Genomic DNA, 13,550 nt, shown 5'->3' with positions numbered 1-13,550 from the left:
GCTACGATCGCCCGATGAACGCCGTGGGCTTCACCGTCTTTCCCACCGCCATCGGTGCGTGTGCACTGGCCTGGGGGCCGGCCGGCATCGTGGGCGTGTGGCTGCCCGAAAGCGATGCGGCCGCCACGCAGGCCCGTGTGCTGCGGCGCTGGCCGCAGGCCCGGCCTTCGGCTGTGCCCCCGACGGTGCGGCGCGCGGTGCAGGGCATCACCGCCTTGCTGGAGGGCGGCAGCGACGACCTGCAGGACGTGGCGCTGGACCTGTCACGCACACCGGCCTTCCACCGCCGCGTGTACGAGGTGGCCCGCGCCATCGTGCCGGGCCGCACGCTCACCTACGGCGAGGTGGCGCAACAGCTGGGCGAACCGGGCGCCGCGCGTGCGGTGGGGCAGGCGCTGGGGCGCAATCCGTTTCCGATCGTGGTGCCCTGCCACCGGGTGCTGGCCGCGGGTGGCCAGGCGGGCGGCTTCTCCGCGCCGGGCGGCGTGGGCACCAAGTTCCGGCTGCTGCAGATCGAAGGCGGCCTCACCAACGGGCAGCCGCAGCTCTTCTGACGTTCGTGATCAGCCGCGCAGCCACTGCGTGAGCGAGAAGATCGCCAGGCCGATCAGGCCGCCCACCAGCGTGCCGTTGATGCGCACGAACTGCAGGTCGCGGCCGATGTTGCGTTCCAGCTCCATCGTCATCTCCTCGGTGTTCCAGACGTCCACGCGCGAGGTGATGTAGCGCCGGATGTCCTCCCGGTAGCGCTCGATCGCCTGCGGTGCCGCGGCGAACACCTGGTCGTTGATCCACTGCCGCATGGCCATGTCGTCGTGCAGGCGGTCGCCGAGCGAACACGCGATGTCGGCGATGCGCAGGCGGATGGTGGAGTCCTCCCGCTCCAGGTCGCTGTGCAGCCAGCCGAGCACCTCGCTCCACAGGCCCTGCAGGTAGCCGCCGATGCGCGGGTGGTGCAGCACCTCGCGCTTGAGCGCCTCGCCGCGCGCATGCAGCGCCGGCTCGTGTTTCAGGCGCTCCACGTACTCGGCCATGAAGCGGTCGAAGCGCTGGCGCAGCTCATGCTCGGGGTCGTCGCCCATCTCGGCGATCAGGCGCCCCATGCCGGCGACGATCTTGCGCGCGGCGATCGCGCCGGCCACCGTGTCCAGCCCCAGGTAGCGCAGCACCTTCACCTCCGCCGCGATCGCCTCGGCCACGCGCGCCTGCACCTCGTCATCGTTGAGCAGCACCGCCAGCTGCTGCAGCACCTGGTCCAGCACCGCCTGGTGCCGGCCCTGCGCGGTGAGCACGTCCAGCACCTGGCCGGCGAGCAGGGACACGTCCAGCCGCTCCAGCTGCGCGACCACCGTGCTGCGCACGAAGTGGCGCACCCGTTCATCGTCGAAGGCCGCCAGGCCATAGCGGGTGACCGCCACCGCATGGTGCGCCAGCGTGTCGGCATGGCGCGGGTCGGCCAGCCAGCGCGCCAGCTGCGCTGCCGGGTCGAAGGCGCGCAGCTTTTCGAGCACCTGGTCGGTGGCCAGGAAGTTGCCGCAGATGAAGTCGGCCAGCTCGCGGCCGATGCGGTCCTTGTTGCTCGGGATGATGGCGGTGTGCGGTATCGGCAGCCCGAGCGGATGGCGGAACAGCGCCACCACCGCGAACCAGTCCGCGATCGCGCCGATCATCGCGGCCTCCGCGAAGGCGGCCACATAGCGCCAGCCGGGATGGTGGCTCTCCAGCACGGTAGCCAGCGCGTACAGCATCGCCGCCAGGCCCAGCAGCCCGGCGGCGATGCGCTTCATGCGGACCAGGCCGCTGCGGCTGGGCGGCTTCACCCGGGTGAGGGGAACGGCATGGCGCAGTCTAGGGCTTGGGGAAGCAGGCATCGGGAAGCCACACGCAATCGACGTGCCGAAGCGCAGCCGGCCGCAAACTGGCTAGCGTGCCGACGCCGCCCTGCACGCGCGTGACGGCGCAGCGCCCTGGCGGCCGCGCAAGCTCCACAGCACCGCCAGCGCGGCCAGCGCGAGCCCGGCGGACAGCAGCGGCAGCAGGCCCAGCGGCAGCCCGATGTCCAGTGCCTCGGCCCCCACCCAGGCCGCCAGCGCATTGCCGAGGTTGAAGGCGCCGATGTTCAGCGTGGAGGCCAGCGTGGGTGCGTCGTGTGCTTCGTCGAGCACACGGGCCTGGAGACCGGGCGCGGTGGCGAAGGCGGCCCCGCCCCACAGGAAGATGCAGGCCACCACGGCGGCGGGCATGGCCAGCACCAGGCTGAGCGCCACCTCCACCACCGCCAGCGCGGCCAGGATCACGAACATCGACTGGCGTGGCCACCGGTCGCCGGCCCAGCCGCCCAGGATGTTGCCCAGCGTGAGCCCCGCGCCGAACACCAGCAGCACGCCATTGACCGCCGCCGCGCTGAAACCGGCGGCCGACTGCAGCAGCGGGGCCAGGTAGGTCAGCGTGGCAAAGATGCCGCCGAATCCCAGGGCAGTGAGTGCCAGGGCGCCGATCAGCCGAGGCCGCCGGAGGATGGACCAGCCGGGCCCGGCGCCCGCGGCCGCCGGCGCCGGCATCGCAGCCGGCATGAGCACGAGCAGGGCCGCCAGCGCCAGCACGCCCAGCCCGCTCACGGCCCAGAAGGTGGCGCGCCAACCGGCCCACTGACCAATCCAGGCGCCCGCCGGCACGCCCAGCACATTGGCCAGGGTCAGCCCGCTGAACATCAGCGCGATGGCCGCCGACCGGCGCTCCGGCGGCACCAGCGTGGCCGCCACCGTGGCGCCCAGGCCAAAAAACGCACCGTGCGTGAGCGAGGCGACGATGCGGCCCAGCAGCAGCGAGACGTAGTCGCCGGCCACCGCGCACAGCAGGTTCCCGGCGATGAACAGCCCCATCAGGCCGGCCAGCGCGGTGCAGGGTCTCAGGCGCGCCGTGAGCGCCGCCAGCGGTGGCGCACCCAGCGCCACACCGAGTGCGTAGCCCGTCACCAGCAGGCCGGCCTGGGGCAGGCTCACGCTCAGGTCGCGCGCCACCGCGGGCAGCAGCCCGACGATCACGAACTCGGTGGTGCCGATGGCAAACGCGGCCAGGGCCAGCGCCAGCAAGGGCAAGGGGAAACCGGGCTTGGGCGCAGCAGATGCCACACGGTTCGAACTCATCGCACGGCCTCCCGAACGCGGGTGCCCAGCAGGGCCTGCAGGTCCACCGCGGCGGCCATCGCCCGGTAGCCGGCATCGTTGGGATGCAGGTGGTCACCCGAGTCGAATTCGGCGCGCAGCCGGGCCGGGTCCTGCGGGTCGCGCAGCACGGCATCCATGTCCACCACCGCATCGAAGGCCGCCGACTCGCGGATCCAGGTGTTCAGCGCCTGTCTGGCGGCTTCCTTCGCGGGGCTGAAGTGGCCTTCCAGCGGCGTGCCCTTGAGTGCGTCCTTGAAGGGCGGCAGGGTGGCACCGATCACACGCACGCCCCTAGCATGGCCCTGCGCCACGAGCTGGCGCAGCGCGGTGGTGAGTTGCGGCACGTGGGCCGCTGGCTCGTGGGGCGCAAAGGGCCCACCCGGCCAGCCGATGTCGTTGGTACCCAGCAGCACGATCACCGCGCGCACGCCGGGGTGGCGCAAGGCGTCGCGCTCGAACCGCGCCAGCGCGCTGGCGCCCATGCCATCGTGCAGCAGCCGGTTGCCGGAGATGCCGGCGTTCAGCACGGCAATGCCCCGGGGTGCGAGGCGCCTTCCCAGGTGGTCGGGCCAGCGCTGGTCCCGCCCCGGGGTGGCACCGTTGCCATCGGTGATGGAGTCGCCGATGGTGACCACCGCGGCGGTGGGCAATGCCGTCTCGACCAGCAGCTCGGAGAGAAAGGCGCGGGTCGTCGTGCTCGGTTCGTCGCCCTGTGTCGGCCGTCCTGTGGCGTCGCCCCTCAGCAGCCAGGTCGTGTCGCGGGCATCCCAGTGAAAGCCGGCCAGCGACACCGGCTGTGGCAGGTACAGATCGACCACCAGCCGCTGGCCCGCCGTGGTGGGCAGGGCGACCGGGTCGCTCAGCAGCGCCACGCCGGGGGGCAACACGGCGCTGTCGGCGCCCTCGAACGTGATGGGCAGGCTCTTCGGGCCTTGTTCAATGCGAATGCTGGCGCGGCCCAGCCGCAGCGGCGTGCGGCCGCCTTCGTTGCTCACGCGCAGCCGCAGGCGCTCGCCGCCCACGCTGGTGGCGAGCGCCTGCCGCAAGGTCACGTCATGCAGGCTGCGTGGCATGCCCAGGGGCAGCACGAAACCATCGTCCCAGACCGGCTGGGACGGCGAGATCCAGGCGGTCTGCCAATGACGAGGTGGTGCGGCGGAGGCAGGTGCGCCCGCCAGTCCGGCGGCGAGCAGCAGGGCGGCCAGCGGGAAACGAAGGGGTTGCAGGGTGTGCATCGGTGGTGGAACAGGAGTGCGCTCACAGCGCGATGGGGGCACTTTCAGACATTCGGCTCTCGTTGAGAAGCGGTCAAAATGGAAGGGCTGCCATTCGAGAATGGAATGACCGATGGACCGACTGCATGCGATGAAGGTGTTTGTGCGCGTGGCCGAGCTGGGCACGCTGTCCGCGGCCGCGCGCTCGCTCTCCAGCACCCAGCCCACGGTGAGCAAGCAGATCGTCGCGCTGGAGGCAGCGCTGGGTGTGCGCCTGCTGGAGCGGGGTGCGGCCCGCGTGGTGCTCACCGATGAAGGCGCCCGCTTCCTGGACGATGCGCGCCGCCTGCTGGAGGACTTCGACGACACGGTGGCGGCGCTGAACGAACGCATCCAGCAGCCACGCGGGCTGGTGCGCATCTCCGCACCGGTGGCCCTGGGCGAGCTGCGGCTGAACGCGCTGATGCAGCGTGCGCTGGAGCAGCACCCCCTGCTGGAGGTGGACCTGATCCTGGAGGACCGTTTTGTCGATCCGGTGGAAGAGCGCTTCGACCTCGCGGTGCGCATCGGCGGCCCGCTGCCGCTGGACATGGTGGCGCGGCCGCTTGCGGTGTGGCCGCGCTACATCGTGGCCTCGGCCGACTATGTGCAACGCCATGGCCGCCCCCGGCGGGTGGACGAGCTGGTGCGGCATCGCTTCCTGCGCTATCCCCTGGGTGCGCAGGACACGGTGGAGCTGCATGGCCCCGAGGGCTCGGTGAACGTGCCGGTGTCCTCGCGCTACCGCATCAACAGTGCCGTGGCCCTGCTGGACGCGGTGATCGAGGGCGTCGGCATTGCCTTCCAGCCAAGCTGGATGGTGGAGGCGATGATTCAGCGCAAGCAGCTGGTGCGGCTGCTGCCGCGTTGGACCGGGCCGTCACAGGCGGCACACCTGGTCTATCCGCATCGCCGCAAGCACCCGGCGCGGGTGCAGCTGATGCTGGACCTGCTCACCGCGGAGATCCAGGCGCTGGCGCCCAAGGCCCCAGGCCAAGCCCGCTAGGGCCTGTTAAGGCTATTTGGAGCCTCACGTGACCCAGGAAACAAGGGCCATCAAGGCGCAAAGCACAGCCGTAGCAGCTGCTACGGCGAGCAATTGCAACGCGGAGGGCGCTTGTTTCCTGGGATCACCCTCCGGGCCCCCAGGCGTGACGCTCCAAATAGCGTTAACAGGCCCTAGAACGTGCCCTGGTACAGCGCGCACGACTGGCACACCGCCGGCGGCTGGTCGCTCGCCAGCGCCGCGCGGAACTGCTGCGCCGACGCGCCATGCCAGCGCTCCAGCAGAAGCGGCGCGTCGCTGCCCGGCGCGAACACCTTGCCGAAGCTTGCACGGTCGGCGGTGGCCACCATGCAGCAGGGCAGCAGCTCGCCGGCCGCAGTGAGGTACAGCTGGGTGGAAGGCCAGTCGCAGCGCCGGCCGCGCTCGGTGGCCGGCTGCAGGCGCGGCAGGTTCAGCCGCACGCCCAGCTGCGCGGCCAGCGTGCGAGCCTGCGCGAAGACGTCTTCAGCCTCTGCCAGGTCGGCCGGGCCCAGCTCCGCCTGCTCCACGTACTGCTTGATCGGGATGTAGCGCTGCGGCAGGTCGGGCTGCGTCAGGTCGCTGGACAGGCGCTGCACCAGGATCCAGTCGACCCGGTGGGCGTGCGCCAGCTGCACCAGCGCGGGCAGCTCATGCAGGTTGGCGCGCATCAGCACCATCACCAGGCGCACTTCCAGCGCGGAGCCGGCCTCGTCGCGTGCGTCCACCAGGCGCTGCAGGTTGCGCAGCACCTTGGCGAAGTTGGCCTTGCGGCGGATGGCCTCGTACACCGGCGCGGTGGCCCCGTCCAGCGACACCGACAGGCTGGCCAGCCCGCTGCTGATGCAGGCCAGCGCCCGCCGCGGCGTCAGCAAGGTGAGGTTGGTGTTGGCACTGACCTTGATGCCGCGCCCGGCGGCCATGGCCACCATGTCGAAGAACTGCGGATGCAGCATCGGCTCGCCCAGGCCCTGCAGGTGCAGCTCCTGCAGGCCGGGCATCTGGTCGAGCAGTTGCTCGAAGCGCTGCAAGGACAGCTCCGCCACCTCGTCGCCCCGGTCGTTCACCGTGCACATGCGGCAGGCGAGGTTGCACTTGCCGATCGGCTCGATCTGGGCAAAGCGCGGCAGCGGCGGTGCGAGCGCCGCGGCCGGCAGGGTGGCGGTTGCCGTCATGCGGTGGGCGGCAGGCCGATGTCGGCGCTCAGGTGGCCCGGGCCCACGGCGCGGCGCTGCCGGTCTTCCAGCTTGCCGATCAGGGAGTCGAGCGCGCGCTGCAGCTTGTCGCCCGCGCCGTTGATCGCCTGGTGCAGGTTGCCGGCGTGTTCGTTCACCGCCACCGGCTTGAGCTTGGTGAGGCGGGCTTCCATCAGGCAGCGGAAATCGTCGTCCGACTTCTTCTCCGGGCTGGTGTCGTCATGCAGGTGGACCTGCACGCTGGTGATGTGGTCGGCAAAACGGTCCACGCTGTCCACCACCACGGATTCGACATATCGGGCCAGTTCTTCCCGGTTTTCAATATGGTTGTCGGTTTCCACTTGTACTTGCATGCGGTACTCCTCAGGGGAACGGAATCCCTGAAGTCCGGCAACTGCCATGCCCTCGGCGGCGCCGCCGCTGGGTGTACCGTGCGCTTGTTTTCCGCTGCCACCTGTTTCCATGCCCAACGACGCTGATGACAATCCACGTGCCCGCCGTCCGCTGGCCAACGACCTGCGGGGCGCGAGCCGGCTTGCGGTGGACGCGGTGACCGGCGTCAGCCAGGTGGTGGAAGGGCTGCACCGCAGCGTGTCCGGCCGCGGCACGGGGCTGAGCGGCCTGGTCTACCGCAGCGTTCGGGGTGTTGCACAGGGTGTGGGGCAGGGGCTGGACGCGGCACTGGCGTCCCTGGGCCCCCTGCTGGGCGCCACACCCGGTGGTGCGCGGCGCGAAGCGCTGCTGGCGGCACTCAACGGCGTGTTGGGCGACCACCTGGCGGAGAGCGCGAACCCGCTGGCCATCCCGCTGCAGTTCCGCCAGGCCGGGCAGCCCGTGCCGCTGGAACCCGCGGCGCTCGCCACCGCGCTGCCGCGGGCCGGCAGCGGCGTGTTGCTGCTGGTGCACGGCCTGTGCATGAACGACCTGCAATGGCAACGCCGCGGGCATGACCATGGCGAGGTGCTGGCGCGCGAGCTCGGCCTCACGCCGCTGTACCTGCACTACAACTCCGGGCAGCACATCAGCCACAACGGGCAGGCGCTGGCGACGGCGCTGCAGCAGCTGGTGCAGGCCTGGCCGCAGCCGGTGGAACGGCTGGTCATCGTGGGCCACAGCATGGGCGGCCTGGTGGCCCGCAGCGCCTGCCACAGCGCCGAGGCGGCCGGCCTGGGCTGGCGCCAGGTGCTGCGCGAGCTGGTGTTCCTGGGCACCCCTCATCACGGCGCACCGCTGGAGCGGGCGGGCAACTGGGCCCAGTTCGTGGCCGGTTTCAGCCCCTATGCGCTGCCCTTCACCGGGTTGGCGCGCGTGCGCAGCGCGGGCATCCGCGACCTGCGCCACGGCAACCTGCTGGACAGCGACTGGGCCGGCATCGCGGCCAGCGACCCGCGTGACGCGCGCACGCCGGTGCCCTTGCCGGCCGGCGTGGCGGCCTATGCGGTCGCGGCTACGCAGCGCAGCGCGCCGGCGCGTGGGCGCCCACCGGGCGACGGGCTGGTGCCGGTGGACAGCGCGCTTGGGCGGCATCGCAACCCGGTGTTCGACCTCGGGCTGCCAACCGAGCGCCAGTGGCTGGCCCAGGGCATGAACCACTTCGACCTGCTCAGCAGCCGCGCGGTGTGCGAGCAGCTGCTGCGCTGGCTGGGCTGAACCACGGGCTCACGCCAGACGCGTGAAGTCCATCGTCCAGTTGGTCTCCCACTGCTGGCCGCCGTCGAGCGAAAAGGCCTGCTCCCAGCGCGCGGTGTCCTGCCCGCGGCGCCAGATGAAGCGCACCCGCACCGGCCGGCCGTCGTCCTCGTCGTCGCCGTAGAACTCGCCGCGGTCCCCGTTCCAGCCGCCATGCACCGGCGTGAACAGCTGGCCATGGCGGCTGTTGATCCAGTAGATCGCCCACTGGCGCGTGGCCAGGTCCAGCGTGCGCACGGTGCAACCCGAGAAGCCTTCGCTTTCGAAGTGAACCTCGTCCACGCTGACTATGCCGCCAAGGTGGCTCCAGGCCTGCTGCAGGCCGGTGAACTCGTTCCAGTCGTCGCTGCCCACGTGGCGCTGGCGCAGGCGGCGGTTGTTCACCTGCCAGCGGCCCACCAGGAAGTCGAAGTCGTGCGGCTGGCCGGTGAAGGATGCGGTGCTCATGAAAGTCTCCTTGGGGTGTCAGGCGCTCAGGGGCGAGCGCTCGGTGGGTGAAAGGCGCAACACCTGCGGCGCGGCGCTGAGCCGGGCGAGGAATTCGTCCGGCAAGGTGGGGGCGGCGTGCAAGGCGGGATCCGAGAGGCGGGTGAACCACACCAGCACCGGCTCGCCTTCGCGCACCGGCAGGCGAGGGAAGTTGTTGGGTGCGCTCTCGGTGGCGCAACAGGCCAGCAGCTCCGCGCCCGCGCCGGCCAGGCCGGGGGCGATGGTGCGGTCGAAGCAGTCCACCAGCGCATCGTCGGCCGGCGCGCGCAGCGGGCACACGGTGGCCAGCACCACGCCGGCACCGCTGCCTGTGCCGGCCTGCGGCCCCAGCCCGCGGCCCACCCGCACCGGCCGCAGCAGCAGCACATCGTCCGAGTCCATCATGGTGGCGTTGGCGGCGTCGCGGTGCGCCTGCCACACCGGCCCGCCGTAGAACGCGGCGAGCACCTGGGCACGCGCCGGCATGTCGGCAAAACCGCGCAGCCACACGAAGTGGTCGGGCCGGTCCAGGTCACGGAACTGGCCGAGCAGCTCGATGCCGCAGGCTTGCTGCGAGGCCATGAACTCGCGCTCGAAGAGTTCGATCAGCACTTCGCGCTGGCCGGGGTGCAGGGTGTATTGCCGCAGCTCGATCACGCTGGGCAGGCGAGAGGACGGGGTCATGGGCGGGCTCCTGGAGACGAGTGCCGCCATGCTGCGCCGCCATACCTGCCAAGGCATGTCAGCTTTTACTGCCACACTCTTGGTTTCGTTATGCAAGCCAGCCGACTCCTCTCCATCCTGATGCTGCTGCAGACCCGCGGGCGCGTCAGCGCGCAGGTGCTGGCCGCCGAGCTGGAGGTGTCGGTGCGCACCATCTACCGCGACGTGGACCAGCTCAGCGCGGCCGGCGTGCCGGTATGGGCCGACCGCGGGCGGCTGGGCGGCTTCCAGCTGCAGGACGGCTGGCGCACCAAGCTCACCGGGCTCACCACCACCGAGGCACAGGCGGTTTTTCTTGCCGGCCTGCCGGGCCCGGCGGCTCAGCTCGGCCTGGGCGAAGCGATGGCCTCGGCGCAGCTGAAGCTGCTGGCCGCGCTGCCGGCCGGCTGGCAGGAAGACGCGCGCCGCGTGGGCGCACGTTTCCACCTGGACCCGGTGGACTGGTATCGCAGCGCCACGCCCACCGACCACCTGCCCGCCGTGGCCCGCGCGGTGTGGGACGCGCGGCGCCTGGCCTTGCACTACGACAGCTGGGCCGGCGTGGTGGACCGCGAGGTGGAGCCGCTCGGCCTGGTGCTCAAGGCGGGCAACTGGTATCTGGTGGCGCGCCACGGTGGCAAGCCGCGCAGCTATCGCGTGTCCAGCATCCTCAGCCTGCAAGTGCTCGATGGCAGCTTCAAGCCGCAGCGCGACTTCGACCTCGCCGCCTATTGGCGCGAGTCCACCGAACGCTTCGAGGCCGAGCTGTACCGCGACGTGGCGGTGCTGCTGGTGACACCACGCGGCTTCAAGACGCTGAAGAACCTGAGCGATGCCGTGGCGCGCGCGGCCGAACAAAGCCGCCAGCCGCCGGGCGAGGACGGCCGCATGCGCGTGACCATCCCGATCGAGTCCACCGCCCACGCGGCCGATCAGCTGCTGCGCCTGGGGCCGGAGGCGGAGGTGCTGGAACCCACCGCGCTGCGGCGCCAGCTGGCGGCGACCTTGGCGCGCATGGTGGCCATCTACGCTTGAAGCCTGAACGCACGGTTACGTCTGCGATTTGGGCGTGAATTTCGACCGTCTCGCGGTGATTGAACAAAGCGTTGCACGGCCCTCAGCACATGGCGGGCGCTGGCTCACTTAGGATGAATTCAGCGCGGGTAAAGCACCCGTGTGAGTGCCGCCCGGCCGTCCGAAGGCACTCACGCGCCCCTTGGGGCAGCGAACGAAGTGAGCGTGGGTCGTTCGTTTCAAGTGCACACCCAGCGGGCAGCCGCGTGCTACCCGTCCGGTCCATTAACGAGGAGACGAGATGTCGTTCGTCATGATCGCTACCGGCGCGACCAGTTGTTCACAGGTCCGCACCCTCTCCGTGCGCGCGCTGCTCACCGGCGGCGCGCTCGCTGCGCTGTTGCTGCTGGGCACTGGCGCCGCGCTGGGCTACTGGCTGGCGCCCGCATCCGCGCCCGCCACGCAGCAGCTGGCCGCACAGGAGCGCCCGCATGCGGCGCTGCCGTTTGCGCTGGAGCAGCTGGGCGCGCTGTCCGGCCGGCTGTTCCGGCTGGAAAGCGAAGCGGCCCAATTGAGCAAGCGCATCGGCGTGCTCAAGAAGGACAAGCCCACCGAGCCGGCCAAGGCCCCTGGCAGCGGCGGCCCGATGCTGCCGCCGGTGGCGGACCTGGATGCGCTGGACGAACAGCTCGCGCGCATCGAGCAGCAGATCGCGCTGGTGTCCGACGCCACGTCCGAACACCATCTCGACGTGATGCGCCAGCCCAGCCGCTGGCCGATCCCGGGCGCCGACATGGTGTCCACCTTCGGCAACCGCGAGGACCCGTTCACGCACCACAAGGCCTTCCACTCCGGCATCGACTTTGCCGCCCAGGCGGGCACACCCATCCATGCCACCGCTGGCGGCACGGTGGCGTTTGCCGGTTTCCGGCCGGACTTCGGCTGGATGGTGGAGATCGACCACGGCAACGGCCTGAGCACGCGCTACGCCCATGCCTCGCGCCTGCTGGTGAAGGCGGGCGCGGTGGTGGCGCCGGGCGAGCAGGTGGCCACCGTGGGCTCCACCGGCCGCTCCACCGGCCCGCACCTGCACTACGAGGTGCTGCGCCATGGCGGCCACCTCGATCCGCGCGCCTATCTCGCCAGCCGCTGAGCCCGCCTGTTTCCGCCATGTCGATCCGTACCGGCCTCAGGGCCACGCACCGCCTCACCCGCGCGGGCTTCGAGCTCGCGCCTCAGCGCGGGCACGGCGCCTTGCTGGCCTGGGTGATGGCCGTGCTGCTGGCCGCCGCGGCGGGCTTCGGAGCCGGCTACCTGCAGTGGGGCCAGGCCGCCACCAGCGGACCGGCGCTGGCCGCTGCGCTGCAGGGCCAGCAGCAACTGCAGCAGCGCCTGGAGCAGGCCCGGCTGGCGCTCGGTCTGGCCGAAGCGCGGGGCCATGAACTGGAGCGCCAGATCGACACGCTGAACCAGCGCCTGCAGCAGTCGCAGGACGAACTCACCTTCTTCCGCAAGACGCGCGAAGGCAAACGTTAGGAGACCGCCATGTTCGGCAAATCGAAGAAGCAGCCCTTCATCCAGGTGACCAAACTCTCCAGCCTGGTGGCCGAAGGTGTGGAGATCACCGGCGACGTGGTGTTTGCCAGCGGCATGCGGGTGGACGGCCGCATCAAGGGCAACGTGATCGGCCGTCAGCACGAGGGCCAGAGCCCGGTGTTGCTGGTGCTGTCGGACAAGGGCTGCATCGAAGGCAGCGTGCGCTGCGGCGACGCGGTGATCAACGGCACCGTGCACGGCGACCTGGACGTGGAGCACTTCCTGGAGCTGCAATCCAATGCCCGCGTCACCGGCACCATCCGCTACCTGCAGCTGCAGATGGACGTGGGAGCCAGCGTCGAGGGAAAGCTGGTGCGGCGCGAAGCCGCATCCTCCAGCACCCCGGGCAACGTGGTCGAACTGGCGGCTGAGAAGACCGCCGCCAAAGGCTGAACGTCAGGCGCCGAAGCTTCAGCGCTCGCCGGCAAACAGCTGCGCCAGCCGCGCGAGGTCGATGTTGCCGCCGGACAGCACCACGCCCACGCGCAGGCCCTTTACGTCCAGCTTGCCGTGCAGCACGGCGGCCGCCGCCAGGCAGCCGGTGGGCTCGACCACCAGCTTCAGGCGCTCGGCCATGAACTTCATGGTCTCCACCAGCTCCGCGTCGCTCACGGTGAGGATGCCCTGCACCCGCGCACGCAGCACCGGGAAGGTGTATTCGCCCAGGTTGCGGCTTTGCGCGGCATCGGCAATCGTCTTGGGGGTGGCGATGCGCACGATGTGGCCGGCCGCAAGGCTTTGCTGCGCATCGTTGCCCGCTTCCGGCTCCACGCCATAGAGCCTGCAAGCGGGTGAGAGCTGGTGCGCCGCGGTGGCGCAGCCCGACAGCAGCCCGCCGCCGCCCACCGGCGTGAGCAGCAGGTCCAGTGGCCCCACGTCCTCGAACAGCTCCTTGGCCAAGGTGCCCTGGCCGGCCATCACATGCGGATGGTCGAAGGGTGGGATCACGGTCATGCCGTGCTCGGTGGCCAGGCCCGTGACGATGGCCACCGGATCCTCGGCATAACGGTCGTACAGCCGCACTTCCGCGCCATAGCCGCGGGTGGCTGCCAGCTTGGCCTGTGGTGCGTCCTGCGGCATCACGATCACTGCCTTCACGCCCAGCAGCTGCGCGGCCAGTGCGATCGCCTGGGCATGGTTGCCCGATGAGAAGGTGGCCACCCCACCGGCGCGCTGGGCGGGCGTGAACTGCGCGATCGCGTTGTAGGCACCGCGGATCTTGAAGGCACCCACACGCTGCAGGTTCTCCGGCTTGAGGAACACCCGTGCGCCGGTGCGTTCGTCCAGGGTGCGGGAGCTGAGCACGGGGGTGCGGTGGGCCACGCCGGCAATGCGCTGGTGCGCCGCGGCGACGTCGTCGTAGGAGATGGCGAGTTCAGTCATGGCGCCACCCTAGCACCGCTGGCGCGCGTCGTGACTGTGCGGGTCGCGGCGCTGACAC

The 13,550-nt window shown here is 70.8% G+C and carries 15 protein-coding genes; 7 read left to right on the top strand and 8 right to left on the bottom strand.

Annotation, left to right across the window (positions count from 1 at the left end; all coding sequences use genetic code 11):
• Positions 1–14 precede the first annotated feature (14 nt).
• Complete coding sequence (locus VPH43_RS05920; RefSeq protein ID WP_328576726.1) at positions 15–554, top strand: methylated-DNA--[protein]-cysteine S-methyltransferase; 540 nt, start codon at positions 15–17, stop codon at positions 552–554.
• Between the two features lie 9 nt (positions 555–563).
• Here VPH43_RS05920 and VPH43_RS05915 read toward each other — a convergent pair whose 3' ends face one another.
• From VPH43_RS05915 to VPH43_RS05905, 3 genes are all read right to left on the bottom strand, one after another.
• Positions 564–1,787, bottom strand: a complete 1,224-nt coding sequence (locus VPH43_RS05915) for a DUF445 domain-containing protein (RefSeq protein ID WP_328576725.1) — start codon at positions 1,785–1,787, stop codon at positions 564–566.
• Between the two features lie 135 nt (positions 1,788–1,922).
• The gene (locus tag VPH43_RS05910) at positions 1,923–3,146 is read right to left on the bottom strand and encodes an MFS transporter (protein ID WP_328576724.1); all 1,224 of its coding nucleotides are present in this window, start codon (positions 3,144–3,146) and stop codon (positions 1,923–1,925) included.
• Positions 3,143–4,402 (bottom strand): SGNH/GDSL hydrolase family protein, encoded by a 1,260-nt coding sequence (locus VPH43_RS05905; RefSeq protein ID WP_328576723.1) that lies wholly within the window; start codon positions 4,400–4,402, stop codon positions 3,143–3,145. The genes VPH43_RS05910 and VPH43_RS05905 overlap by 4 nt, the downstream gene beginning before the upstream one ends.
• A gap of 112 nt (positions 4,403–4,514) precedes the next feature.
• On the opposite strand from VPH43_RS05905, the gene VPH43_RS05900 reads away from it, so the two are divergent.
• Positions 4,515–5,426, top strand: a complete 912-nt coding sequence (locus VPH43_RS05900) for a LysR family transcriptional regulator (RefSeq protein ID WP_328576722.1) — start codon at positions 4,515–4,517, stop codon at positions 5,424–5,426.
• A 173-nt stretch (positions 5,427–5,599) separates the two neighbouring features.
• Here the strand turns inward: VPH43_RS05900 and VPH43_RS05895 are convergent, their stop codons facing one another.
• Positions 5,600–6,619, bottom strand: coding sequence for a radical SAM protein (locus VPH43_RS05895; RefSeq protein ID WP_328576721.1), 1,020 nt, complete (start codon positions 6,617–6,619; stop codon positions 5,600–5,602).
• Positions 6,616–6,993 carry an HPF/RaiA family ribosome-associated protein gene (locus tag VPH43_RS05890; RefSeq protein ID WP_328576720.1) on the bottom strand — a complete coding sequence of 126 codons (378 nt, stop codon included), beginning with the start codon at positions 6,991–6,993 and terminating at the stop codon, positions 6,616–6,618. Before VPH43_RS05890 ends, VPH43_RS05895 begins: the two co-directional genes overlap by 4 nt.
• 109 nt (positions 6,994–7,102) lie before the next feature.
• Between VPH43_RS05890 and VPH43_RS05885 the strand changes: the two genes are divergently transcribed.
• On the top strand, positions 7,103–8,290 hold the full coding sequence (locus VPH43_RS05885) for an esterase/lipase family protein (protein WP_328576719.1): 1,188 nt from the start codon (positions 7,103–7,105) through the stop codon (positions 8,288–8,290).
• 9 nt (positions 8,291–8,299) lie between these two features.
• Here VPH43_RS05885 and VPH43_RS05880 read toward each other — a convergent pair whose 3' ends face one another.
• Positions 8,300–8,776 (bottom strand): DUF1579 domain-containing protein, encoded by a 477-nt coding sequence (locus VPH43_RS05880; RefSeq protein WP_328576718.1) that lies wholly within the window; start codon positions 8,774–8,776, stop codon positions 8,300–8,302.
• 18 nt (positions 8,777–8,794) lie between these two features.
• Positions 8,795–9,481 (bottom strand): NIPSNAP family protein, encoded by a 687-nt coding sequence (locus VPH43_RS05875; RefSeq protein WP_328576717.1) that lies wholly within the window; start codon positions 9,479–9,481, stop codon positions 8,795–8,797.
• Positions 9,482–9,571: 90 nt separating this feature from the next.
• Between VPH43_RS05875 and VPH43_RS05870 the strand changes: the two genes are divergently transcribed.
• The 4 genes from VPH43_RS05870 to VPH43_RS05855 all read left to right on the top strand — a co-directional run bounded on the left by VPH43_RS05870 (position 9,572) and on the right by VPH43_RS05855 (position 12,502).
• Positions 9,572–10,534: a helix-turn-helix transcriptional regulator gene (locus VPH43_RS05870; RefSeq protein ID WP_328576716.1), complete on the top strand. Its 963-nt coding sequence runs from the start codon at positions 9,572–9,574 to the stop codon at positions 10,532–10,534.
• 280 nt (positions 10,535–10,814) lie between these two features.
• Entirely contained in the window at positions 10,815–11,666 is an 852-nt protein-coding gene (locus tag VPH43_RS05865; protein WP_328576715.1) for a M23 family metallopeptidase, read from the top strand.
• A gap of 17 nt (positions 11,667–11,683) precedes the next feature.
• Positions 11,684–12,049 (top strand): hypothetical protein, encoded by a 366-nt coding sequence (locus VPH43_RS05860; protein WP_328576714.1) that lies wholly within the window; start codon positions 11,684–11,686, stop codon positions 12,047–12,049.
• Positions 12,050–12,058: 9 nt separating this feature from the next.
• Entirely contained in the window at positions 12,059–12,502 is a 444-nt protein-coding gene (locus tag VPH43_RS05855) for a bactofilin family protein (protein WP_328576713.1), read from the top strand.
• A gap of 18 nt (positions 12,503–12,520) precedes the next feature.
• Here VPH43_RS05855 and VPH43_RS05850 read toward each other — a convergent pair whose 3' ends face one another.
• A complete protein-coding gene (locus VPH43_RS05850; RefSeq protein ID WP_328576712.1) occupies positions 12,521–13,492 on the bottom strand; it encodes a threo-3-hydroxy-L-aspartate ammonia-lyase in 972 nt (323 codons plus the stop codon).
• Between the last annotated feature and the right edge of the window lie 58 nt (positions 13,493–13,550).

It is taken from the genome of Ideonella sp. BN130291 (genome assembly GCF_036231905.1).
GTDB lineage: Bacteria > Pseudomonadota > Gammaproteobacteria > Burkholderiales > Burkholderiaceae_C > CAMLIZ01.
The sequence above is the reverse complement of the archived record's forward strand: the minus strand, read 5'-3'. Positions and strand labels throughout refer to the sequence as shown.